The organism is Dubosiella newyorkensis (assembly GCF_001945605.1).
Lineage (GTDB): Bacteria > Bacillota_I > Bacilli_A > Erysipelotrichales > Erysipelotrichaceae > Dubosiella > Dubosiella newyorkensis.
On sequence record NZ_MPKA01000085.1, the window covers coordinates 1 to 22,629 of the forward strand.

A 22,629-nucleotide genomic window follows, 5' to 3' on the forward strand; every position below is an offset into this window, starting at 1 on the left:
TTTTTGGAAAAGGAATCTCGGTAAATACAAGATCTTCATTATGAGCAGTGGTATTCGTTTCCATAGGGTAGCCACCTCCTGTGGTTACTCTACTTTAACTTTCATCAGGCTGCTACCCGCTGTTTTAATTCCCGCTTACGGTTTTTCTGTATGAGTAAACTCTAAAATGATAAAATTTAAGCGGCTTGGATGGTAAAAAAAGGTATATAAAAGCTACGGTCAGATTGTGATTTTTTTTAAATGTATCACTTAATTCCGATCGCTCGTAGTGTTTGGATGGTTGACAGGTCCCTTTTGCTCCCCGGAATAAATCAATCTTTACGGATCAGATCCGGATTCAGATTCAGATCGTCGAATTCGATCCTGCAGATACGGAGCTTCTTAGGAAGTTCGTCGTTCCTGAGAAAAAATTGAAGAGCTTCATATGGAGTGCGTCCTGACAGCGACTTCCTCGGATAGGAATTGAGATGCGAGCAGATCGTATCCAGATCCTCTTGTTCTCTCAGTCCCAGTTTTGCCAGATCCGCCTTTTTAGGGCAGATGTATCGAAGAATGGTATGGTTCTCTTCGATCTTTCCTTTTTGTCCCGACTGCATCGGATCGCAGTAGAAGAGGCGGCATCCAAGCTTTTCTATTTCGTCAGCCTTGGTGAATTCCGAGCCTCTGTCGGTGAGAATCACCTGAAAATATTTCTTGAATTCCTCTTCTGAGAGCTGATCACGGATGCGAACGATTCCTTCCAGCATCTGATCCGCTGTTTTTTCTGTGCACAGATGCGCGATCATGAAATTGGAGAATCGTTCCAGGAAAGTCTGGATGAACGGCCCTGTGTGTATATCATTATAGACGGTATCCATTTCCCACACATAAGCTTGAGGATGCTGCTTGATATACTCGCAGAAATCCTTGTAGGTGCGTCCGATCTGATAGGAGCGGTCGACCCTTGGCTTATAGTTTTTCTTTATGGAGGACTGCCTTCGATTGACGGCCCTGCGAGTAGAGAAACGGTCGATGCCGTAAGGCTTGAGATACCCGTCATTGATCAGATTGTATAGGGTCTTGGCGCAGACTTCGATTTCAGGATGGTTGGAAACGATCGACTCGACAGAAAGGCCGTGCTTAAGGAGCGGGGCAATGATGGAGGCGAGCTGATCGAGCTGTCCGGTCGTCATGTTGATACCGGCCCGGGATCCACGGAGCAGGGAGGAATATTCGTTCTGAGCGGAATCGGGATCGTATTTGTATTGAAACCGGAAGCACTTCTTTTGATCGGGACAGCCGTTGCAGGCAAGCCAGCGGTCGCGCTGTCTGCAGGGAAAAGGCTGAGGATGATCGCAAGGCTCGAAACACTTGCCGTTCTGTGTTTTTCTGTGAAGAGGACAGGAGCCGTCTTGGATGTGGATACAATCCTTGATGGCGCAGCGGACGATCGGACCGCCGAGATTTTTAGCAATCTGAAATTTTTTTGGCGGGATGGTCAGACGGTGAAGACGAATCTCCTTGGCGATGGTGCTGCTGTCTTTGCCCAGAGTGAGGGCGACAGAAGTGCGGGGAGATCTTTCAACGATTCCACGAAGGATGATGGTACGATCATTACGATCTAGATGTTTGTTTTTGGCCATAACAGTTCTCCTTTTGAAAGGGGGAGCAAAAGAAGACGTTCCAAATAAAGGATACACGGAAATAGAAGGAAATGTACGAGTAAATTCGAATTGGAATTTTTGAATGACTAAATTCCGATTTTGATGGTCTGGATTGGAATTTAAGTTTTCAGTTTACAAGGCATCTTTTTTTTTAAAAAAGCTTGACAATTCATCCATAAATGAGTAAAGTACATTCGTACGCGCAACGAGTCCCTTCGGGGACTAAAAAAAGGAACGGTTATGAACCACCCGGATTCGTGTACTTGTATCTAAAAATAATTAAGTATAGAAGGAGGAACTTATGCCTACAATCAATCAATTGATTCGTAAAGGTCGTAAGGCTAGTCAAAACGTATCAAAGTCACCAGCTTTGAACCGTGGTTACAACTCTTTGAAATCAAAACCAACAAATTTGTCATCCCCACAAAAACGTGGAGTATGTACTCGTGTTGGTACGATGACACCAAAAAAACCAAACTCGGCGCTTCGTAAATATGCCCGTGTTCGTCTTTCGAACGGAATGGAAGTTACTGCTTATATTCCAGGAATCGGACACAACTTGCAAGAGCACAGTGTGGTTTTGATCCGTGGTGGTCGTGTCAAAGACTTGCCAGGTGTTCGTTACCACATCATCCGTGGAACGTTGGACTGCGCCGGAGTAAATGACCGTAAACAATCACGTTCTTTATACGGAACGAAAAAACCTAAAAACTAATCGATCGTGAAAGGAGAAATAGACCATGCCTAGAAAAGGACATATTGCTAAACGTGATGTATTAGTAGACCCTATTTATAACTCTAAGCTGATCACTCGCTTGATCAATAAAATCATGATTGATGGTAAAAGAGGGACTGCTCAAAATATCTTATACAACGCGTTTGATATTATTGAAGTAAAAACTGGAAAACAACCTATGGAAGTATTTGAGGAAGCATTGGAAAATGTAATGCCTCAACTTGAATTGAAAGTACGTCGTGTTGGTGGTGCGAACTATCAAGTGCCTGTAGAAGTCAGCGATGAGCGTCGTTTGACTTTGGGACTTCGCTGGTTGGTCAACTATGCACGTCTCAGAAACGAAAAAACAATGGAACAGCGCTTGGCTGCTGAGATCATCGATGCTGCCAACAACGCTGGTGCAAGCGTGAAGAAACGCGAATCTGTTCATAAAATGGCAGAAGCGAATAAGGCGTTTGCTCATTACCGCTGGTAAGAAAGGATGTCGAAAGAATGCCAAGAGAATTCTCATTAAAGGATACCCGCAATATCGGGATCATGGCGCATATCGACGCAGGAAAAACAACAACGACAGAACGTATTTTGTACTACACGGGTGTCAATCATAAAATTGGTGAAACACACGATGGTGCAAGTACGATGGACTGGATGGCCCAAGAACAAGAACGTGGTATCACGATCACTTCGGCCGCAACGACTTGTCACTGGAAAGGGTGCCGGATCAATATCATTGACACTCCAGGCCACGTAGACTTTACCGTTGAGGTTGAACGTTCACTGCGTGTCTTGGATGGTGCAGTCACTGTATTGGATGCGAAAGCCGGAGTTGAGCCTCAAACAGAAACTGTATGGCGCCAAGCAACGGAATATGGTGTCCCTCGTATCGTGTTCGTCAACAAGATGGATGCGACAGGTGCAGATTTTATCATGTCGTGCAACACGATCTTGGAGCGTTTGGGCGCAAAATCTTGCCCGATCCAACTTCCAATCGGTGCCGAGAGCTCGTTCACTGGAATCGTAGATATCATTGAACGAAAAGCGGAGATCTATAAAAATGATCTTGGTACTGAAATCGAAGTGACTGAGATCCCAGAAGACATTGTTGATCTTGCGGAAGAATATCGCATGAAGCTTCTCGAGTATCTTGCAGATTATGATGAAGATTTCATGATGCAAGTGCTTGAAGGTGAAGAACCTAGCGTTGAAGAAATCAAACGCGTGCTTCGTATCGCTGTTTGCGCTGGTGACTTCTTCCCTGTTCTTTGCGGATCTGCCTATAAAAACAAAGGTGTCCAAATGGTTTTGGATGCGGTCGTAGATTATCTGCCTTCACCTCTTGATATTCCTGCAATCAAAGGAACGACTTTGACGGGCGAACCAGATGAAAGACATGCAAGCGATGAAGAACCATTCTCCGCTTTGGCCTTTAAGATCGCAACAGACCCATTTGTTGGTAAGCTCTCGTTCTTCCGTGTCTACTCAGGTACGGCAACATCGGGAAGCTATGTTCTCAACTCGAACAAAGACAAGAGAGAACGTTTTGGACGTATCGTTCAAATGCACGCCAATGCTCGTAAAGAGATCTCCGAAGTTTACGCAGGAGATATCGCTGCGGCCGTTGGTTTGAAAAATACGACAACAGGAGATACGCTTTGTGATGAAAAATCACCGATCATCCTCGAGTCGATGGAATTCCCAGAACCAGTGATCGAACTTTCGCTTGAACCAAAAACAAAGGCTGACCAAGATAAGATGGGTCTTGCCCTTGCAAAACTTGCGGAAGAAGATCCTACATTCAAAACATATACGAATGAAGAAACAGGACAAACGATCATCGCTGGTGTTGGTGAACTTCACTTGGATATCATCGTTGACCGTCTTCGTCGCGAATTCAAAGTCGAAGCGGTAGTCGGACAACCACAAGTTGCTTATCGTGAAACGATCCGCACAGAAGCTGAATGTGAAGGAAAATACATCCGTCAATCTGGTGGACGTGGTCAATATGGACACGTATGGATCAAGTTCGAGCCAAATGAAGGAAAAGGTTTCGAATTCGTGGATGCGATCGTTGGTGGTTCGGTTCCTCGTGAATATATCAAACCTACGCAAGAAGGCTTGGAAGCCGCTCTTGAGAACGGTATGATCGCTGGATATCCAGTAATCGATGTGAAGGCGACTTTGTTTGATGGATCTTACCATGATGTCGACTCTTCGGAAATGGCCTATAAGATCGCGGCCAGCATGGCACTTCGCCAGGCTGCTAAAAAATGTAAGCCAGTTCTTTTGGAACCGATCATGTTTGTTGAAGTCACTGCCCCTCAAGAATATCTTGGTTCGGTCATGGGTGATGTCTCTAGCCGTCGCGGTCAGATCACAGACCAAGAAGAGCGCGGTAACGCAATCATCGTACGTGCGATGATCCCTCTTTCTGAAATGTTTGGTTATGTTACAGATCTTCGTGGATTCACACAAGGTCGTGGTAACTATTCTATGAAATTTGATCATTATTCAGAAGTGCCTAAGAGCATCTCTGAAAAGATCATTAAAGAAAGTGCAACAGCACAAGAATAATGAAACATAAATAGGTTGATTTTAATGACATATTGAATTAAAATTAAACCGATTATTTATGAATGATTAGCATTTAGGAGGAAAATTTAAATGGCTAAGGAAAAATTTGACAGAAGTAAAACTCACGTTAACATTGGTACGATCGGTCACGTTGACCATGGTAAAACTACGTTAACTGCAGCGATTACTAACGTTTTAGCAAAAAAAGGTATGGCTAAAGCAGAAGCTTACGATTCTATCGACGGAGCTCCAGAAGAAAAAGAACGTGGAATCACGATCAACACAGCACACGTTGAATATCAAACAGAAAATCGTCACTATGCCCATGTAGACTGCCCAGGTCACGCTGACTACGTTAAGAACATGATCACAGGTGCAGCCCAAATGGATGGTGCGATCCTTGTAGTAGCAGCATCGGATGGTCCTATGCCTCAAACTCGTGAGCACATCCTTCTTGCTCGCCAAGTAGGTGTTCCTTACATCGTTGTATTCTTGAACAAATGCGACATGGTTGACGATGAAGAGTTGATCGACCTTGTTGAAATGGAAGTTCGTGAATTGCTTAACGAATATGGATTCGACGGAGACAACACTCCAATCATCCGTGGTTCTGCTCTTAAGGCTCTTGAAGGAGACCCTAACTATGAAGGTGCGATCGACGAATTGATGGATGCGGTTGATACTTGGATCCCAGATCCAGAACGTGACATCGACAAACCATTCTTGATGGCTGTCGAAGACGTTATGACGATCTCTGGTCGTGGTACTGTCGCAACTGGACGTGTTGAACGTGGAACGGCTCACCTTGGTGACGAAGTTGAAATCGTTGGTATCAAACCAACTCGTAAATCGGTATTGACTGGTCTTGAAATGTTCCATAAACAATTGGACGAAGCACAAGCCGGAGACAACATCGGTGCACTTCTTCGTGGTGTCGCACGTGACGAGATCCAACGTGGACAAGTCCTTGCAAAACCAGGAAGCGTTAACCCACACACTACATTCAAAGCGCAAGTATACGTATTGAGCAAAGAAGAAGGTGGACGTCATACTCCATTCGTTTCGAACTACCGTCCTCAATTCTACTTCCGTACAACAGACGTTACTGGTGTAATCACTCTTCCTGAAGGAACAGACATGGTTATGCCTGGTGACAACGTTGAAATGAATGTTGAATTGATCGCTCCAATCGCATTGGAAAACGGAACGAAATTCTCTATTCGTGAAGGCGGACACACTGTAGGTGCCGGAAACGTTACTGAAATCGTTGGTTAATTTTTGATCAATTTTGAGACAATCGAAAGGTTGTCTCTTTTTTTGTGCTTATTTTAATAAATCTAAATAACCTAACTTGTTTGACAATCCATAATGATTGTGTGAAGATTGTTAAGACATATGAAAGGAGCTAAAAATGGCTAAAGATAATTCATCTACCCAGAAGTCAAACCAAAAGATCAAATGGTATATGTTGGCCTTCATGGCTTTCTCTACTGTTTGGGGATTTGGAAATGTAACAAACGGATTTGGCTATTTCCATGGAACACAAGTAATCTTCTCATGGATCATGATGTTTGCTTTATATTTCGTACCATACGCTTTAATGGTTGGAGAACTGGGTTCTGCATTTAAGAACGCTGGAGGCGGCGTTACATCCTGGGTATTGGAAACGACAAACCCAAAACTCGCATATTACGCGGGATATACATATTGGGTCGTTCATATTCCTTATATCGCATCAAAAGGATCAGGAGGACTCAAAGCGCTAGCTTGGATGACTCTAAAAAACGATTGGTATGACTCGCTGCCATCTTGGCAAGTCCAACTTGCGACAGGTGTCGTATTCTTGTTCTTCGCATGGGTCGCATCTAGAGGCTTGAATCCACTAAAAGCGTTGGCAACGGCAGCCGGATCGAGTATGTTCATCATGTCGATCTTGTTTATATTGATGATGTTCGCAGCACCGATCATCAATCCAAACGCGACTTATATTCCGCTGGATTGGAGCTGGGACGCATTGATTCCAAAGTTCAATGTTGAATATTTCACCTCGCTATCGATCCTTGTGTTCGCGGTTGGAGGATGTGAAAAGATTTCTCCTTACGTAAATAAAGTAGAAAATCCAGCGAAAAACTTCCCAAAAGGAATGATTGCTTTGGCGATCATGGTCATGGTTTGCGCAATCTTAGGAACTGTTGCCTTAGGTATGATGTTCTCGGGTGCAGAAATCACAGGAGAAGCGCAAGCATCCTTCATTGCCAATGGAGCTTATGAAGCATTCCAACGACTTGGCGAATATTATCATGTTGGGAACTTGTTCGTTATTTTCTATGGAGCCTGCAATGCGGTTGGACAGTTCTCGACTTTAGTGCTCAGTATCGACGCTCCATTGCGAATGCTTTTGGATGATGAGTCGGCTCGACAATACGTTCCAAAACAATTGTTGAAGAAAAACCAATATGGTGCCTATACAAATGGAATCAAGCTCGTTGTTGTTCTTTCAGGCTCGATCATCGCGATCCAGTTATTAGGAAAAGACGCTTCGGATATCATTACTTGGTTGACCCGCTTGAATTCAGTATGTATGCCACTTCGTTATTTATGGGTGTTCTTCGCCTATATCATGCTCCGCAAGCAATCCGCGAAATTCCCACGCGATTATCAATTTGTTAAAAACAATAAAGTCGCCTTGTTCTTTGGTGTATGGTGTTTCGTGATCACTGCGACATTCTGTATTTTAGGAATGTATGATTCACAAGATCCAATGCGTACGGTCTTGAACGCACTTTCACCATTCGTATTCATTTTGTTAGGCATGATCATGCCAATGATCCGCAAAAGACAAGACGAAAAAGCGGTATCATCGAAATAGTGGAAAGAGAAAACCTCAAGAGCGAGGTTTTCTTTTTCTTTTGTTTGATGCTACACTACAAGAAGGAGGCAATACTATGAATGATTTAGAGATTTCAAAAGAATTATTGGAATTCATACAAGCAAGTCCGAGTATGTTCCATTCGATCCATACTATCAAATCGTATTTAGAAAAAGAAAACTATACATATTTACCAGAAGGAAAGCCTTGGAAACTTGAAAAGGGCGGTAAGTATTATTCAACCCGCAACAATTCAAGCATCATCGCGTTTCAGATAGGAAATGAATTGAGCGATTACCATTTCCAAATGAGTGCGGCACATTCGGATTCTCCAACGTATAAGATCAAAAGCGCAGCCGAGCTCCTAGGACCTGGCGAATATCTAAAATTAAACGTAGAAGCGTATGGCGGAATGATCGACAGCACATGGTTCGATCGACCACTTAGCGTGGCAGGCCGCGTGCTAGTCAAAGAAGATGGCGCGATCAAAAATAAATTGCTTTACATCGATAAAGATGTTTTGCTGATTCCTAACTTAGCGATCCATATGAATAGAGCAGTGAACGATGGATATGCATTCAACCGTTCTGTTGATTTATGCCCTCTCTTTTCAGCCGGAGCTATGCGACCAGGTGAATTTGATCAAATGATCGCTAGAGAATTAGGGGTGCAAAAAGAGGACATCCTTGGAAAAGATCTGTTCTTGGTCAATCGTCAAAGTCCAGCGATCTGGGGCTATGAAAACGAGTTCATTTCTTCTCCAAAATTGGATGATTTGCAATGTGCTTTTGTGTCGCTAAAAGGCTTTTTAGCCAGCAGCAATCCAAAAGCGATCAATGTTTACTGCTGCTTTGATAATGAAGAAGTTGGCTCGAACACAAAACAAGGCGCCATGTCTACATTCTTGCAAGATACGCTTCGTCGGATCAACTTCAACTTAGGCTATGATGAAGATGAATATCATCAAGCGATCGCAAGATCGTTCTTAGTTTCCTGCGATAATGCGCATGCTGTCCATCCAAATAAGAGCGAAGAAACGGATCGGATCAATTGTGCATATATGAATCATGGACTCGTCATCAAAGAAGCGGCGAACCAAAAGTATACGACAGACGCTTTCTCTCGTTCGATCTTCGTTTCGATTTGTAAGAAAGCTGGCGTCCCTGTGCAATTGTTCGCCAACCGTTCAGACAAGGTGGGAGGTTCTACGCTTGGAAATCTATCCAACACGCAAGTCTCGCTCAACGCTGTCGATATCGGATTGCCTCAATTGGCAATGCATTCGAGTTATGAAACAGCAGGAAGCAAAGATACAGCCTACGCCTACGAAGCGCTCAAAATGTTCTTCGACTCCAATATTCAAATCGACGAATCCGAACAGGTAATCATTGGATGAGTGATTCCAAAAAAATAACGTCCTGGCTTCCAGTTGAAATTAAAAATCAATGGATGCAAGCGCAAGAGGATTCCGATCTTTGCAAAATGGTCGAAGTGATCGATAAAAAGGATTGGCTTGGGATCAAGAAAGCGATGTATGCCCGATTTTATGTGATGCAGATGGAGAAAGCGGAAAAAGAAAAAAAACCGATGACATATACGTTTGACAACTTACGCTCTTGGCGACGCTCTTCTGCGTTCAAACAAATCGAGAAGACAATCCGGAAAGAATATGAAGAAAAGTTTACGATGACTGGTTTGATGATCGTGATGAGTGGAACGATGGTCTTATTCTTTTTACGCGCTTTGCTGGCTGGGATCTATTTGATCAACTTTTCCGTGGACGCGATCGTAGGCGTGATCGGTTTGGTGATCTTGGTCACCAATCTGCAGGTCAAATACCGGATGATCCATTCCTGCACGAAAAGCCGCGATTTTCTTTATATGGATGTTAGCTCTTTTTTGCTAAGTTTTTTATTGAAACTTATGCTTCCTCCAAACTTGGATTTTACTCTTGTCGTTTTGCTTGTCGCCTATTTTGTCGAAAAAAACAAGTTCTCAAAAATCCTTTATTCGATTCCTAACGAAGGTAGATAGAATAAGTTTACAAGGAGATGCGAAAGGCGTACAATAATAGCGCATAGAATAAATCTTCAGGGCAGAGTGAAATTCTCTACTGGCGGTATACTCCGCGAACCTACGGGCCGAATCGGTGAAACTCCGATAGCAACAGTTAAAGTCTGGATGAAAGAAGAGTTTTTTCAATGACCTTTTTTAATAGTCTGAAAAACGCACCTAGAAGTTTATTTTAGGCGCGTTTTCTTTATTTAAGGAGGGTTAAAAAATGGAAAATTCGAAAACGAAAAAAATCACAGTGATTGGTCTTCTTTGCGCGATGGCAATGGTCTTGAATCTTTTGATCTCGTTTCCGATCGTCCCAGCGGTTCCTTTTTTGAAGTTTGATCCAAAGGATATCATTATCGTCATTGGTGGATTTATGTATGGTCCTATGACGGCACTGATCATTTCCGCGATCACTTCTGTGCTCGAATTGCTCTTTCGCGGCGGAACGATCTTAGATGTTCTCATGAACATGATCGCTTCATGTACCTATGCTTGCACAGCCGCCTTTATTTATAAAAAGATGCATACGAAGCAAGGCGCGATGATCGGATTGATCGTGGGGACTTTGTTCAATTGTGTTTCGATGGTGATCTGGAACTATATCGTGACGCCCATCTATTATGGAATGCCGCGAGAAGCTGTAGTGAACTTGCTGTTGCCAGGAATCGTGCCTTTCAACTTGATCAAATGCGGGATCAATTCGGGCGCGACACTTTTGATCTATAAGCCGATCGTAACAGCTTTACGCCATTCTGGACTCGTGAAAGAATCGACACATGTATCCACGAGCAAAGGAATGGCAGCCGTTGGAGGTTTTCTATTTGTGAGCGCGCTCTTGATCGTTTGCACGCTCAATGGAATGTTTTAAAGGGAGCAAGGTATGAAATTCGAAGAAGCAAAAAAAATCATGGATGAAAAATTGGGAGATTGGAAGATCATGGCGCTCGCCACGAGTGTCGATGATTATCCGATGGTCCGAAACGTCAGCTGCTTGTTTTATCATGATAAGATCTATTTCAAGACGGATAAGAATTTCCGCAAGACGAGACAGCTATATGAGAATCCACGAGTAGCTATGTGCTGGAATGGAGTGCAAGTCGAAGGGATCGCCGCCATTAAAGGTCTAGTTATCGAAGAAGAAGGAAGAATCTTCGAGCAGCTTTATAAAAAATTTCTTTGGCAATCCTACAACGCTTATTCGCACGAGGATACGGAGATATTGGTTGAAGTCACGCCTAAATTCGTAGAGATCTGGGATGAAGATGAAAACCGGAACGCTTTTCAGCTCTTCTTGGATTTTGACACGGAGCAGGTAGAATACAAGCCTTACGATTAAGTAAATAATGATGATAAACAGGGTTGAATTCCCTGTTTTTGTATGCTATTATCTTTTAGCACTGCGTAGAAGTGCGAGGTTGCTGACCCACTGAAAAGCGTTGTCATGGGTGAGTCAGGTAATTCGCATGGAGCATGTTTATCTAGAATAAACGAAAGGAGCAAACCATGGCAAACAATACAATGAGAATTCGCTTAAAAGCGTATGAGCACCGGATTTTGGATGAAAGTGCTAAAAAAATCGTCGATGCTGCTACAAAGCACGGAGCTAAAAAAGTCATCGGCCCAGTACCGCTTCCAACAGAAAAGCAAGTGGTTACGATTCTTCGTGCAGTTCACAAATACAAAGATTCACGTGAACAATTTGAAATGCGTACGCATAAGCGTTTGATTGAGATCGTTGCACCAAATAAGGAAACAATCGATTCTTTACAAAGACTTGAACTTCCTAGCGGTGTTGACATCGAGATTAAACTTTAATGGAGGTGTCAAAGATGAAAGGTCTATTAGGAAGAAAATTAGGGATGACTCAAGTTTTCTCTGAAGACGGAGAATTGATCCCTGTTACCGTCGTAGAAGCTACTCCAAATGTGGTTCTTCAAGTAAAAACGACACAGACAGATGGCTATGAAGCTGTGCAGCTTGGCTTTGAAGATATCAAAGAGCGCAGAGCAACAAAGGCGAACATCGGTCATACAAAAAAAGCAGGAACTGGACCTAAACGTTTCGTTCGTGAAGTTCGCGATTGTGAACTGGATCTGAACGTTGGAGATACAGTCAGCGTTAATATTTTCGAACCAGGTGAAACTGTGGATGTGATCGGTACGAGCAAAGGTAAAGGTTACCAAGGTACGATCGTCCGCAACAATGCGCATCAAGGACCAAAAACACATGGTGGATCGAAGAACATCCGTCATATCGGTTCGTTGGCTACAAACGGTATCACTTCGCGTCAAGGACGTATCATGAAGGGTACTGTTATGGCTGGTCAAGAAGGTGGATACCGCACGACGAATCCAAACTTGACAGTGATCAAAGTTGATCCTGAAAAGAATTACTTATTGATCAAAGGCTGCGTGCCAGGGCCTAAAAAAGGTTTGGTCATGGTTCGTACTGCTAAAACTTCCAAAGGAAACAAAGCCCCTGTGACTTTGGTTGACTATACGGTAAACGAGGAGGTTAGTGAATAATGGCTACATTAGATGTTATTAATCAAACTGGCGATGTTGTTGGTTCGATCGATTTAAACGATGAAGTGTTTGGGATCGTTCCAAACCAGCAAGCTTTGTTCGATGCTCTCGTGATGCAGCAAGCAGCGCGTCGTCAAGGAACAGCGAGCACGAGAGGACGTTCTGAAGTCCGTGGCGGTGGACGCAAGCCTTATCGTCAAAAAGGAACGGGTCGCGCTCGTCAAGGTTCGATCCGCGCTCCTCAATATCGTGGCGGCGGAACGGTGTTTGGCGCTCATCCTAGAAGCTATGGCTACCGTTTGAATAAAAAAGTTCGTCGTCTTGCACTTAAATCTGCATTGAGCGATAAAGTCTTGGCAGAAGCGATGAACGTTATGGATACATTGGAGCTGGCTGCCCCAAAAACAAAAGATTTCGTGGCAGTTGTAGAAGCGATCAAAGCGCCATATAAAACATTGTTCGTATTAGGTGAAAACGAAAATAACGTGAACGCGATGTTGTCCGCTAGAAATATTCCTGGTGTAAGCATGATGACTTCAAAAGGAATCAACGTATACGATTTAGTAAACGCGAATAGAATCGTAGTAACTAGCGCTGCAGTGAAAGAAATCGAGGAGGCGTTAGCATAATGGTAGATTATAGAGACGTGATCCTTCGCCCGATCATTACCGAAAAGTCGATGAAGCTCATGGCTGAAGACAATAAAGTGACTTTTGAAGTTGCTAAGGGCGCAACAAAAGTGGAAGTGAAATTAGCTGTTGAAGCTTTGTTCCACGTAGATGTTGAAAAAGTCAATATCTTGAATGTAAAACCAAAACCAAAACGCGTTGGACGTTTTACAGGAAAAACAAAAGCGGTCCGCAAAGCGATCGTAAAACTTAAAGAAGGACAAACAATCGATTTGTTTGGTGAAGAATAATCAGGGAGAAGTCGCTATTTCCTGAATAAATATTGCGAATAGGAGGAAAAAACAGTTTATGCCTATTAAAAAGTATAAACCTACTACACCTGGCCGTCGTGGCATGTCGACATTGACATTTGAAGAAATCACGAAGAAGACGCCAGAAAAAAGTTTGGTTACATCTTTGACAAGCAAAGGTGGACGAAACAATACAGGTCGTATCACGACACGTCATCAAGGTGGCGGACATAAAAGAAAATATCGTATCATCGACTTCAAACGTCGCAAGGACAATGTTCCAGCAAAAGTCGCTGCGATCGAATACGATCCAAATCGTACTTGCAACATCGCGCTTCTCCACTATGTAGATGGTGAGAAACGCTACATTCTTGCTCCAAAGGGATTAGAAGTTGGTATGAAGGTCGTTTCTGGTCCAGAAGTCGATATCCGTACAGGAAATGCGATGGAACTTAGAAATATGCCTGAAGGTACGATCGTTCACAACGTTGAATTAAAACCAGGTAAAGGTGGACAAATGGCGCGTAGTGCCGGAGCTTCTGCCCAGATCCTTGGTATTGAAGATAAATATGTAACATTGCGTCTTACATCTGGAGAAGTTCGTAAGGTTCTAGGTGTTTGTCGCGCAACAGTTGGAACAGTCGGCAATGAAGACCACAGTCTTGTCAATTTAGGTAAAGCCGGACGCAGCCGTTGGAAAGGAATTCGTCCTACCGTCCGTGGTTCTGTAATGAACCCGAACGATCACCCTCATGGTGGTGGTGAAGGTCGCACTCCGATCGGACGTAAATCGCCTATGACGCCTTGGGGTAAAAAAGCTCTTGGTGTCAAGACACGTAATAAGAAGAAAGCAAGTACGAAATTGATCGTACGTCGCCGCAACGGTAAGTAGAAGGAGGATAAGACATGAGTCGTAGTTTGAAAAAAGGTCCTTTCTGTGATGAACACTTGATGAAGAAAGTCATTGCTCTTAACGAAGCAGGCAAAAAAGAAGTGATCAAAACTTGGAGCCGTCGTTCAACGATCTTCCCTCAATTCGTTGAGCATACTTTCGCAGTACACAACGGAAAAGAACACGTTCCTGTGTATGTGACAGAAGATATGGTTGGACACAAGTTGGGAGAATTCGTTCCAACTCGTAAATATGCAAATCACGCAAAAGATGATAAGAAAGGCAAGAAGTAGGAGGTAGAGATGATGGAAGTAAAAGCAACCGCAAAAACTGTTCGCATTCAGCCTCGTAAAGTAAGACTTGTCTTGGATCTTATTCGAGGCAAGAGCGTGGAAGAAGCAGCAGCGATCTGCAAATTCTTGCCAAACAAAGGTGGCGAGATCGTAGGTAAAGTATTGAAGTCTGCCATCGCCAACGCAGTTCATAATAATGATTTAGATGAAGCAAAACTTTATGTTAAGGCTTGCTATGCAGACGAAGGGATGACGATGAAAAGATTCATGCCTCGCGCAAAAGGGAGCGCAAGCCCAATTATGAAACGTACCAGCCACGTAACAGTCGTTGTGGCTGAGAAGGAATAGGAGGATCGAAATGGGTCAAAAAGTTAGTCCGATCGGAATGCGTGTCGGAATCATCCGTGATTGGCAATCTAGATGGTATTCGGATGATAAAGAATTCGGAACATTATTGATGGAAGATGTCAAAATCCGTGACTTTATCGAAGATTACTATGCAAAATTGTCTGCGAGCGCAGCCGATAAAAGAAAAGCCGATCCTCAAATCTCAAGAATTGAGATTGAAAGAACAAACAATCGCTTGACGATCATCATCCGTACAGCGCACCCAGGTGTCGTAATCGGACAAGATGGAAAATCAATCGAAGGATTAAAGAAAAAAATCGTTAAGATGACGAACGTGAAAAACGTTCAGATCAATGTCGTAGAGATCGCAAATCCAAACTTGGACGCTCGTTTGGTTGCACGCTGGATCGCGAACGAACTCGAAAATCGTAAATCTTTCCGCGCGACACAGAAAAAAGCGATCCAAAACACGATGCGCGCTGGAGCGAAAGGAATCAAAACTTCGGTTTCTGGTCGTTTAGCAGGCGCGGATATCGCACGTACAGAAGGATATTCTGAAGGTGTAGTTCCTTTGCATACACTTCGTTCCGATATCGACTACGCATGGGAAGAAGCTGCTACGACTTATGGTCGTCTTGGTGTCAAGGTTTGGATCTGCCGCGGTGAAGTATTGCCTGGCGAAATGGTCAAAGAACCTGAAGCTCCAAAACAACGTCCAATGCGTAACCGTAGAAGAAACAATCGTCGTCCAGATGGCCGCAACAATAACCGTAATGGACGTCAAGCAAATGCGAAGGGCGCAAATGCTGAAAAAGCGGCCGCTCCTGTAAACAAAGGAGGTAACGAAGATGTTAATGCCTAAACGTACAAAATATCGTCGTCCACACCGCTTGAGCTACGAAGGAAGAAGCAAGGCTGGACGTTCGGTAGATTTTGGTGAATATGGTCTTGTTGCTGAATCAGGCAACTATGTAAGCAACCGTCAAATCGAGGCAGCCCGTATTGCCATGACACGTTATATGAAACGTGGCGGTAAAGTATGGATCCGTATCTTCCCACATATGGCAAGAACGAAAAAACCTCTTGAAGTCCGCATGGGTTCAGGTAAAGGTGCTCCAGAAGGTTGGGTAGCTGTTGTAAAACCAGGACGAGTTATGTTCGAGGTTGGCGGAGTGAGCGAAGAAGTAGCTCGTGAAGCGCTTCGTCTTGCTGCGCACAAGCTTCCAGTAAAAACTCGTTTTGTTAGAAAAGGAGAAGTCGAATAATGAACGCTAAAGAAATTCGCGAAAAATCCAATGAAGAGCTATTAAAAGATATCGATGCCCTGAAAGATGAATTATTTAACCTCCGTTTTCAACAGGCAACTGGTCAGCTTGAAAATACTGCTCGTTTAAGAACCGTTAAGAAAACGATCGCTCGTATCAAAACGATCATGACTGAGCGCGAAAACGCAAATAAGTAGGAGGGCAGCTCGATGGAAAGAAATCAACGTAAAACATACCGTGGAACTGTTGTTTCCGACAAAATGGATAAAACGATCACAGTTGCGGTAGAAACAAAGAAAGTACATCCGCTTTATGGTAAGCGTGTAAAATATACAAAGAAATTCAAAGCGCATGATGAAAACAATGCAGCGCAAATGGGAGATACAGTTACGATCATGGAAACTCGTCCTCTTTCTGCTACAAAACGTTTCCGTCTTGTTGAAATCAACAAAAAAGCGCAAGGATAAACTAGGAGGTTGACACAATGATTCAAAACGAAAGCCGTTTACGTGTCGCTGACAACACAGGGGCTAAGGAAGTCTTAGTCATTCGTTGTTTAGGTGGATCCGTAAGAAAATTCGCTAACATCGGCGACATTGTTGTTTGTGCTGTTAAGCAGGCAACTCCTGGTGGAGCCGTTAAAAAAGGTGACGTCGTAAAAGGCGTTATCGTTCGTACTCGTCGTGGAGTACGTCGTCCAAATGGTACATATATTCGTTTCGATGACAATGCAGTCGTATTGATCAAGGACGATAAAACACCAAGAGGAACTCGTATTTTTGGACCGGTAGCTCGTGAGCTTCGTGATCGTGATTTCATGAAGATCGTTTCGTTGGCACCGGAAGTATTATAGGAGGAGTGTCTTGTGAGAATTAAAAAAGGTGATAAAGTTCAAGTCATTACTGGTGCTTACAAAGGCACGATCGGTGAAGTGAAACAAGCTTTCCCGCGCGAAGATAAAGTGATCGTGGAAGGCGTAAATATCGTAAAAAAACATCAAAAGCCAACACAACAAAATCCAGATGGTGGAATCATCGAAAAAGAAGCGAAGATCCATGTATCGAATGTAATGCTTTATGATGAAAAGGCAAAAGCCCCAAGCCGTATTCGTTATGAAATCAGAACGAATAAAGAAGGTAAAAAAGAAAAAGTGCGCATCTTCAAAAAGTCAGGCACAGAAGTAAAGTAGGAGGGTGAACATGGCACGTTTATTAGATAAATACAAAACGGATGTAGTCCCTCAATTAATGAAGGATTACAATTATTCTTCAATTATGGAAGTTCCTAAGATCGAGAAAGTCGTAATTAACATCGGTGTTGGCGATGCGATCCAAAACTCGAAGCTTCTTGACGAAGCTGTTGAAGAATTAGCAGCAATCTCTGGTCAAGCGCCAGTTATTACAAAAGCAAAGAAATCAATCGCAAACTTTAAATTGCGTGAAGGAATGCCGATCGGAACAAAAGTAACGCTTCGTTCGGACAAAATGTATGAATTCCTTGATAAGCTATTCAACATTTCTCTTCCTCGTGTTCGTGATTTCCGTGGTGTAAGCGATACGAGCTTTGATGGTCGTGGAAACTACACTTTAGGAGTTAAAGAACAAATCATTTTCCCTGAAATCGATTTCGATAAAGTAAACCGCACACGTGGTATGGATATCGTAATCGTAACGACAGCGAAAACTAACGATGAGGCAAAAGCGCTTCTTAGCGCCATGGGTATGCCTTTCAAAAAATAAGAGGAGGAAACAATGGCTAAAAAAGCAATGATCAATAAACAACAACGCCCGCAGAAGTTTAAAGTTCGCGAATATACGCGTTGCGAGCGTTGTGGACGTCCACACTCTGTTTTAAAGAAATATAAATTATGCCGTATTTGCTTCAGAGAATTGGCCTATAAAGGACAGATCCCTGGAGTTAAGAAGGCAAGCTGGTAACAAGGAGGCATTGAATTATGAACATGACTGATCCAATTGCGGATATGCTTACTAGAATCCGTAATGCTTTACAACAAAAACATGAAACGGTAAGCATGCCTTCAAGTAAAGAAAAAGCAGCAATTGCAGAAATCTTAAAGAGTGAAGGATATATCAACAACTACAAGATCGAAGGCGACAAGAAAAAAGAATTGACGATCGATCTAAAATATGGAAAAAATGGAGAACGCGTAATTAGCGGACTTCGTCGGATCTCTAAACCAGGACTTCGCGTATACGCTAAGGTCGACGATCTTCCACGCGTATTGAACGGTTTAGGTACTGCGATCATTTCTACTTCAAGTGGAATGATGACTGAAAAAGACGCAAAGAAAAACCACAAAGGTGGAGAAGTCATTGCGTACATTTGGTAATTAGGAGGAAAATAAATGTCACGTATCGGGAATAAACTGATTACCATTCCTGCTGGTGTTACTGTAGATGTAGCCGCTGGGAATGAGGTGACTGTTAAAGGACCTAAAGGAACTTTAACGCGTACTTTCTCACCATTGATGGATATTCAAGTTGAGAATAACGAAGTCACAGTAAAACGTCCAAATGATGAAAAACATACTAAGCAATTGCACGGAACGACTCGAGCATTGCTTCATAATATGGTTGTCGGCGTGTCCGATGGCTTCGTTAAGGAATTGGAACTTGTAGGTATCGGATTCCGTACTGCAATCAAAGGCAATAAGCTAACAATGAATGTTGGTTATTCGCATCCAGTTGAAATCGATGTCGTAGATGGTTTAGAGGTAACTTGCCCAAGCGCTACGACGATCAAAGTCGCTGGTATCGATAAGCAACAAGTTGGTGAATTTGCTGCCAACGTACGTTCTGTACGTAAACCTGAGCCTTATAAAGGAAAAGGTATTCGCTATAAAGATGAAGTTGTCCGTCGTAAAGAAGGTAAGACAGCTGGTAAGAAATAGAGTGGGAAAGGAGATCTAATACATGTTGAAAAAAGAATCACGTAACGAACAAAGACTTCGCCGTCACAAACGTGTACGTACGAAAGTAAGCGGTACTCCTGAATGCCCACGTTTAGATGTATTCAGAAGTAATGCGAATATTCATGCCCAAGTCATCGATGATGTCAATGGCCATACCCTAGTATCTGCTTCAAGTGTAGATATGAAACTTGAAAATGGTGGAAACATTGAAGCCGCCAAAAAGGTTGGCGAAGAAGTGGCAAAACGCGCATTAGAAAAAGGAATCAAAAATGTCGTATTCGACCGTGGAGGATATATCTACACTGGTCGTGTCAAAGCATTGGCAGAAGCAGCTCGTGAAGCGGGCTTGGAATTTTAGGAGGTCCGGATCATGGCTAATGAAAGAAAACCTAGAAGAGACCAAAAAGAATTTGAAGAACAAGTTGTAGCGATCAACCGTGTAACAAAAGTTGTTAAGGGTGGTCGTAACTTCCGCTTTTCAGCTTTGGTTGTTGTAGGAGATAAAAAAGGTCGCGTTGGAATCGGAACAGGAAAAGCAAAAGAAGTACCTGATGCGATACGCAAAGCAGTTGATAACGCAAAGAAGAATGTCTTCACAGTTCCTATTATTGGAACGACGATCCCGCACGAAGTAACGGGAAACTATGGAGCAGGTTCTGTATTTATGCGTCCAGCTTCAGAAGGTACAGGTGTAATTGCCGGTGGTGCTGCACGTGCCGTTCTTGAACTTGCAGGAATCAGCGATATTTTGACGAAATGCCTTGGCTCTCGTACGAAGATCAATGTTGTACGCGCTACAGTGGCCGCATTGAAAGACTTGAAAACAGTCGAGCAAGTCGCAGAACTTCGTGGTAAAACACCAGAAGAGATCCGTGGATACTAATAGGAGGTTCAACTATGAAATTACATGAAATGCAATCTCTGAATCCTCGTACTTCTAGAAAGCGCGTAGGTCGTGGTCCTGGAAGCGGACTTGGCAAAACGTCTGGACGAGGACAAAAAGGACAAAAAGCACGTAGCGGCGGTGGAGTTCGTCTTGGATTTGAAGGTGGACAAACACCAATCGCGCGTCGTTTACCAAAACGTGGTTTCACGAACTTCAATCGTAAAGAATATGCGATCGTCAATGTAAAAGATTTGAATCGCTTTGATGATGGAACCAACGTTACACCAGCACTTTTGATCGAAAGCGGATTGGTTAAAAAAGAATTAAATGGTGTAAAGATCCTTGGAGAAGGTGAGTTGACAAAGAAATTAACTGTTTCAGCGGCTAAGTTCTCGAAATCAGCTCAGGAAGCTATTGAAAACGCGGGCGGAAAAGTAGAGGTCTGCTAATTAATGGGTTCCAATCTAAAGGCGATGTGGACCAATAAAGATATCCGAAATCGGATCCTCTTTACCTTGTTCGCCTTTCTTGTTTACAGATTGGGCTGTGCGATCACGATCCCAGATGTAAACACAACAGATTTAGTCGCTGGACTTGGCGATAATTCTTTATTTGCGATGTTGAATTTGCTTGGAGGCGGTGGTCTAGAACAATTCTCTGTATTTGCTCTAGGTGTTACACCATACATCACCGCATCCATCATTATTCAGCTCTTAAGTATGGATGTCATTCCAAGTCTGACAGAACTTTCTAAATCTGGTGCCAATGGCCGAAAAAAGCTCGATAAATACACTCGCTATCTAGCAGTCGTATTCGCTTTCGTTCAATCTTTCTCACTCGTATATGGCTTTTCACATACGTATACTGGGTTGATCGTAGGTGGAGTCACTGTCGCGAAACTTCTATATATCGCGACGATCTTTACGGCCGGCACAATGTTCTTAGTTTGGATTGGAGATCAAATTTCACTAAAGGGAATTGGAAATGGGATATCGATGGTCATTATGGCTGGTATCGTTGGACGGATGCCGCAGCAATTTAGTGCTGCATGGTCCTCATTGATCGATTCTAAGATCGCAAATGGCGCTGTGCTTTTTGCGGCCTACATTTTGATTTATTTATTAATCATCGTGTTTGTGACATTGATCAATACCGCGGAAAGAAAAATTCCAATCCAATACACTTCAAGCTCTGTCACGATGTCTCAAAACAATAAAATGAATTACTTGCCTTTGAAAGTGAACTCGGCAAGTGTGATTCCAGTTATTTTTGCGAGTTCATTGATGATGGCTCCTTTACAGATCGCAAGCTTCTTCCCAGAAAATGAATGGCTCAAGCCAATGCAGAACTGGTTAGGCTTGCAGACTTGGTATTCGTTGGCAATCTACGTCGTATTGATCTTGCTCTTTACATTCTTCTATACGAAGATGCAGATCAATCCTGAAAAGATCGCTGAGAACCTAGGAAAGTCAGGAGCGTATATTCCAAGTGTACGTCCAGGTACGGAAACAAAAGAATACATCGATAGAGTACTTACAAGAATTACTGTTTTAGGAGCAGTCGCTCTTGCCTTCATCGCTGTCATGCCTCATGTTATGCCACTTATTTGGCCTGAGCTTCCAAGCTCGATGGCTTTAGGCGGAACGGGTATGATCATCGTTGTCGGTGTAGCGATCGAAACCGTAAAACAAGTCCAAGGATTAATTACACAGAAATCGTATAAGAAATATTTCGAAGATTAAAAGGGAGATACAATTATGAACATCTTTATCATGGGTGCGCCTGGATCTGGCAAAGGGACGTTTTCGAGCCGAATGAAAGATGAGTTTAACTTAAATCACATCTCGACTGGAGATATCTTCCGCGCGAATATCGCAAATGAGACAGAACTTGGCAAGCAAGCCAAAGCTTATACGGAAAAAGGTCTTTTAGTTCCTGACGAGATCACCAATAAAATGGTGGCAGATTATTTGAAGAATTTAAAGGACCCAAAAAATGGATATCTACTTGATGGATATCCTAGAACACTGGATCAAGCCCTTGCTTTTGAGCAAATGACAAAGGGTAGCGATCTAGCTGTCGATCATGTAATCGTGATGGATGTTCCGTTCGATGTCCTTACGAAACGGATCACCGGTCGTCGTACTTGCAAAAAATGCGGAGCTATCTATAACATTTATACGACACCTCCTAAACAAGAAGGGGTGTGTGATGTAGATGGCGAACCGTTGTCGCAACGAAAAGATGACAATGAGGAAAGTCTTAAAACACGATTAGATGAATATGCGAAAAATACAGAGCCAGTTATCGCATATTACGAAAAAGAAGGAATCGTTCATCATATCGATGCGAATCGCGATGTGAACGAAATTTGGCCTTCCATAGTGGAAGCCTTGAAAAACTAATAAATTGCGCTTATAATGTATAAGCGCATTTATTTGCGTTATAATAGAAACATCACGTTTCTGTTAAAATCCGAATAGCCAGCTCGAAGGCTACGCATTTTAACAGGGTGCAAATACGTGGTGGAACACAGGAGGAAAAAAGATGAAAGTTAGACCATCTGTCAAACCAATCTGCGACAAGTGCCGAGTGATCCGACGCAAAGGTCGTGTAATGGTGATCTGTGAAAATCCAAAACACAAACAGAGACAAGGAAACTAGTAGGAGGAACAATGGCACGTATTGC

Annotated in this window: 33 protein-coding genes and 1 riboswitch; of the genes, 32 read left to right on the forward strand and 1 reads right to left on the reverse strand. The window is 43.0% G+C overall.

The genetic code is table 11. The features are described 5' to 3' along the window. Positions 1–311: 311 nt before the first annotated feature. Positions 312–1,622: an IS30 family transposase gene (locus BO225_RS08285; protein WP_076341770.1), complete on the reverse strand. Its 1,311-nt coding sequence runs from the start codon at positions 1,620–1,622 to the stop codon at positions 312–314. A 322-nt stretch (positions 1,623–1,944) separates the two neighbouring features. On the opposite strand from BO225_RS08285, the gene rpsL reads away from it, so the two are divergent. The 32 genes from rpsL to rpmJ all read left to right on the forward strand — a co-directional run bounded on the left by rpsL (position 1,945) and on the right by rpmJ (position 22,604). Further along, a complete protein-coding gene (gene rpsL, locus BO225_RS08290) occupies positions 1,945–2,358 on the forward strand; it encodes a 30S ribosomal protein S12 (protein WP_076341771.1) in 414 nt (137 codons plus the stop codon). Positions 2,359–2,383: 25 nt separating this feature from the next. Next, positions 2,384–2,854: a 30S ribosomal protein S7 gene (gene rpsG, locus BO225_RS08295; protein WP_076341772.1), complete on the forward strand. Its 471-nt coding sequence runs from the start codon at positions 2,384–2,386 to the stop codon at positions 2,852–2,854. A 17-nt stretch (positions 2,855–2,871) separates the two neighbouring features. After that, entirely contained in the window at positions 2,872–4,950 is a 2,079-nt protein-coding gene (gene fusA, locus BO225_RS08300) for an elongation factor G (protein ID WP_076341773.1), read from the forward strand. Positions 4,951–5,040: 90 nt separating this feature from the next. Next, positions 5,041–6,225, forward strand: coding sequence for an elongation factor Tu (gene tuf, locus BO225_RS08305; RefSeq protein WP_076341774.1), 1,185 nt, complete (start codon positions 5,041–5,043; stop codon positions 6,223–6,225). Between the two features lie 136 nt (positions 6,226–6,361). Continuing rightward, a complete protein-coding gene (locus BO225_RS08310) occupies positions 6,362–7,819 on the forward strand; it encodes an APC family permease (RefSeq protein WP_076341775.1) in 1,458 nt (485 codons plus the stop codon). Positions 7,820–7,895: 76 nt separating this feature from the next. Beyond that, positions 7,896–9,215: a M18 family aminopeptidase gene (locus tag BO225_RS08315; protein ID WP_076341776.1), complete on the forward strand. Its 1,320-nt coding sequence runs from the start codon at positions 7,896–7,898 to the stop codon at positions 9,213–9,215. After that, positions 9,212–9,853 carry a hypothetical protein gene (locus BO225_RS12035; protein WP_083632159.1) on the forward strand — a complete coding sequence of 214 codons (642 nt, stop codon included), beginning with the start codon at positions 9,212–9,214 and terminating at the stop codon, positions 9,851–9,853. The genes BO225_RS08315 and BO225_RS12035 overlap by 4 nt, the downstream gene beginning before the upstream one ends. 48 nt (positions 9,854–9,901) lie before the next feature. Beyond that, a riboswitch (FMN riboswitch) is annotated at positions 9,902–10,016 on the forward strand. Between the two features lie 84 nt (positions 10,017–10,100). Further along, on the forward strand, positions 10,101–10,748 hold the full coding sequence (locus tag BO225_RS08325; RefSeq protein ID WP_076341777.1) for an ECF transporter S component: 648 nt from the start codon (positions 10,101–10,103) through the stop codon (positions 10,746–10,748). Between the two features lie 12 nt (positions 10,749–10,760). Next, positions 10,761–11,216 carry a pyridoxamine 5'-phosphate oxidase family protein gene (locus BO225_RS08330; protein ID WP_076341778.1) on the forward strand — a complete coding sequence of 152 codons (456 nt, stop codon included), beginning with the start codon at positions 10,761–10,763 and terminating at the stop codon, positions 11,214–11,216. Between the two features lie 167 nt (positions 11,217–11,383). Further along, the gene (rpsJ, locus tag BO225_RS08335; RefSeq protein ID WP_016320210.1) at positions 11,384–11,695 is read left to right on the forward strand and encodes a 30S ribosomal protein S10; all 312 of its coding nucleotides are present in this window, start codon (positions 11,384–11,386) and stop codon (positions 11,693–11,695) included. A gap of 14 nt (positions 11,696–11,709) precedes the next feature. Further along, on the forward strand, positions 11,710–12,405 hold the full coding sequence (rplC, locus tag BO225_RS08340) for a 50S ribosomal protein L3 (RefSeq protein WP_076341779.1): 696 nt from the start codon (positions 11,710–11,712) through the stop codon (positions 12,403–12,405). Further along, the gene (rplD, locus tag BO225_RS08345; protein WP_076341780.1) at positions 12,405–13,034 is read left to right on the forward strand and encodes a 50S ribosomal protein L4; all 630 of its coding nucleotides are present in this window, start codon (positions 12,405–12,407) and stop codon (positions 13,032–13,034) included. Before rplC ends, rplD begins: the two co-directional genes overlap by 1 nt. After that, positions 13,034–13,324 carry a 50S ribosomal protein L23 gene (rplW, locus tag BO225_RS08350; protein WP_076341781.1) on the forward strand — a complete coding sequence of 97 codons (291 nt, stop codon included), beginning with the start codon at positions 13,034–13,036 and terminating at the stop codon, positions 13,322–13,324. Before rplD ends, rplW begins: the two co-directional genes overlap by 1 nt. A gap of 58 nt (positions 13,325–13,382) precedes the next feature. After that, the gene (rplB, locus tag BO225_RS08355; protein ID WP_076341782.1) at positions 13,383–14,216 is read left to right on the forward strand and encodes a 50S ribosomal protein L2; all 834 of its coding nucleotides are present in this window, start codon (positions 13,383–13,385) and stop codon (positions 14,214–14,216) included. A 14-nt stretch (positions 14,217–14,230) separates the two neighbouring features. Next, positions 14,231–14,509, forward strand: a complete 279-nt coding sequence (rpsS, locus tag BO225_RS08360) for a 30S ribosomal protein S19 (RefSeq protein WP_076341783.1) — start codon at positions 14,231–14,233, stop codon at positions 14,507–14,509. Between the two features lie 12 nt (positions 14,510–14,521). Further along, positions 14,522–14,857 carry a 50S ribosomal protein L22 gene (gene rplV / locus BO225_RS08365; RefSeq protein WP_076341800.1) on the forward strand — a complete coding sequence of 112 codons (336 nt, stop codon included), beginning with the start codon at positions 14,522–14,524 and terminating at the stop codon, positions 14,855–14,857. 10 nt (positions 14,858–14,867) lie between these two features. Next, positions 14,868–15,719 (forward strand): 30S ribosomal protein S3, encoded by an 852-nt coding sequence (gene rpsC / locus BO225_RS08370; protein ID WP_076341784.1) that lies wholly within the window; start codon positions 14,868–14,870, stop codon positions 15,717–15,719. After that, complete coding sequence (gene rplP / locus BO225_RS08375; protein ID WP_076341785.1) at positions 15,706–16,122, forward strand: 50S ribosomal protein L16; 417 nt, start codon at positions 15,706–15,708, stop codon at positions 16,120–16,122. The genes rpsC and rplP overlap by 14 nt, the downstream gene beginning before the upstream one ends. Further along, positions 16,122–16,319: a 50S ribosomal protein L29 gene (rpmC, locus tag BO225_RS08380; protein WP_076341786.1), complete on the forward strand. Its 198-nt coding sequence runs from the start codon at positions 16,122–16,124 to the stop codon at positions 16,317–16,319. The genes rplP and rpmC overlap by 1 nt, the downstream gene beginning before the upstream one ends. Before the next feature lie 12 nt (positions 16,320–16,331). Beyond that, positions 16,332–16,589 carry a 30S ribosomal protein S17 gene (gene rpsQ, locus BO225_RS08385; RefSeq protein WP_076341787.1) on the forward strand — a complete coding sequence of 86 codons (258 nt, stop codon included), beginning with the start codon at positions 16,332–16,334 and terminating at the stop codon, positions 16,587–16,589. Positions 16,590–16,606: 17 nt separating this feature from the next. After that, positions 16,607–16,975, forward strand: coding sequence for a 50S ribosomal protein L14 (gene rplN, locus BO225_RS08390; protein WP_076341788.1), 369 nt, complete (start codon positions 16,607–16,609; stop codon positions 16,973–16,975). A 12-nt stretch (positions 16,976–16,987) separates the two neighbouring features. Further along, positions 16,988–17,311 carry a 50S ribosomal protein L24 gene (rplX, locus tag BO225_RS08395; RefSeq protein WP_076341789.1) on the forward strand — a complete coding sequence of 108 codons (324 nt, stop codon included), beginning with the start codon at positions 16,988–16,990 and terminating at the stop codon, positions 17,309–17,311. A 10-nt stretch (positions 17,312–17,321) separates the two neighbouring features. After that, on the forward strand, positions 17,322–17,861 hold the full coding sequence (gene rplE / locus BO225_RS08400; protein ID WP_076341790.1) for a 50S ribosomal protein L5: 540 nt from the start codon (positions 17,322–17,324) through the stop codon (positions 17,859–17,861). Between the two features lie 12 nt (positions 17,862–17,873). After that, positions 17,874–18,059 (forward strand): type Z 30S ribosomal protein S14, encoded by a 186-nt coding sequence (locus tag BO225_RS08405; RefSeq protein WP_076341791.1) that lies wholly within the window; start codon positions 17,874–17,876, stop codon positions 18,057–18,059. A 17-nt stretch (positions 18,060–18,076) separates the two neighbouring features. Next, on the forward strand, positions 18,077–18,472 hold the full coding sequence (rpsH, locus tag BO225_RS08410) for a 30S ribosomal protein S8 (RefSeq protein WP_076341792.1): 396 nt from the start codon (positions 18,077–18,079) through the stop codon (positions 18,470–18,472). Between the two features lie 15 nt (positions 18,473–18,487). Continuing rightward, positions 18,488–19,033: a 50S ribosomal protein L6 gene (gene rplF, locus BO225_RS08415; protein ID WP_076341793.1), complete on the forward strand. Its 546-nt coding sequence runs from the start codon at positions 18,488–18,490 to the stop codon at positions 19,031–19,033. Positions 19,034–19,055: 22 nt separating this feature from the next. Beyond that, positions 19,056–19,412 (forward strand): 50S ribosomal protein L18, encoded by a 357-nt coding sequence (gene rplR, locus BO225_RS08420; RefSeq protein ID WP_076341794.1) that lies wholly within the window; start codon positions 19,056–19,058, stop codon positions 19,410–19,412. A 12-nt stretch (positions 19,413–19,424) separates the two neighbouring features. Continuing rightward, on the forward strand, positions 19,425–19,937 hold the full coding sequence (gene rpsE / locus BO225_RS08425; protein ID WP_076341795.1) for a 30S ribosomal protein S5: 513 nt from the start codon (positions 19,425–19,427) through the stop codon (positions 19,935–19,937). Between the two features lie 14 nt (positions 19,938–19,951). Then, positions 19,952–20,389 carry a 50S ribosomal protein L15 gene (rplO, locus tag BO225_RS08430; RefSeq protein ID WP_076341796.1) on the forward strand — a complete coding sequence of 146 codons (438 nt, stop codon included), beginning with the start codon at positions 19,952–19,954 and terminating at the stop codon, positions 20,387–20,389. A gap of 3 nt (positions 20,390–20,392) precedes the next feature. Then, positions 20,393–21,682 (forward strand): preprotein translocase subunit SecY, encoded by a 1,290-nt coding sequence (gene secY, locus BO225_RS08435; protein WP_076341797.1) that lies wholly within the window; start codon positions 20,393–20,395, stop codon positions 21,680–21,682. 15 nt (positions 21,683–21,697) lie between these two features. Then, the gene (locus tag BO225_RS08440; RefSeq protein ID WP_076341798.1) at positions 21,698–22,345 is read left to right on the forward strand and encodes an adenylate kinase; all 648 of its coding nucleotides are present in this window, start codon (positions 21,698–21,700) and stop codon (positions 22,343–22,345) included. A gap of 142 nt (positions 22,346–22,487) precedes the next feature. After that, a complete protein-coding gene (gene rpmJ, locus BO225_RS08445; RefSeq protein ID WP_003866328.1) occupies positions 22,488–22,604 on the forward strand; it encodes a 50S ribosomal protein L36 in 117 nt (38 codons plus the stop codon). Positions 22,605–22,629: the final 25 nt, after the last annotated feature.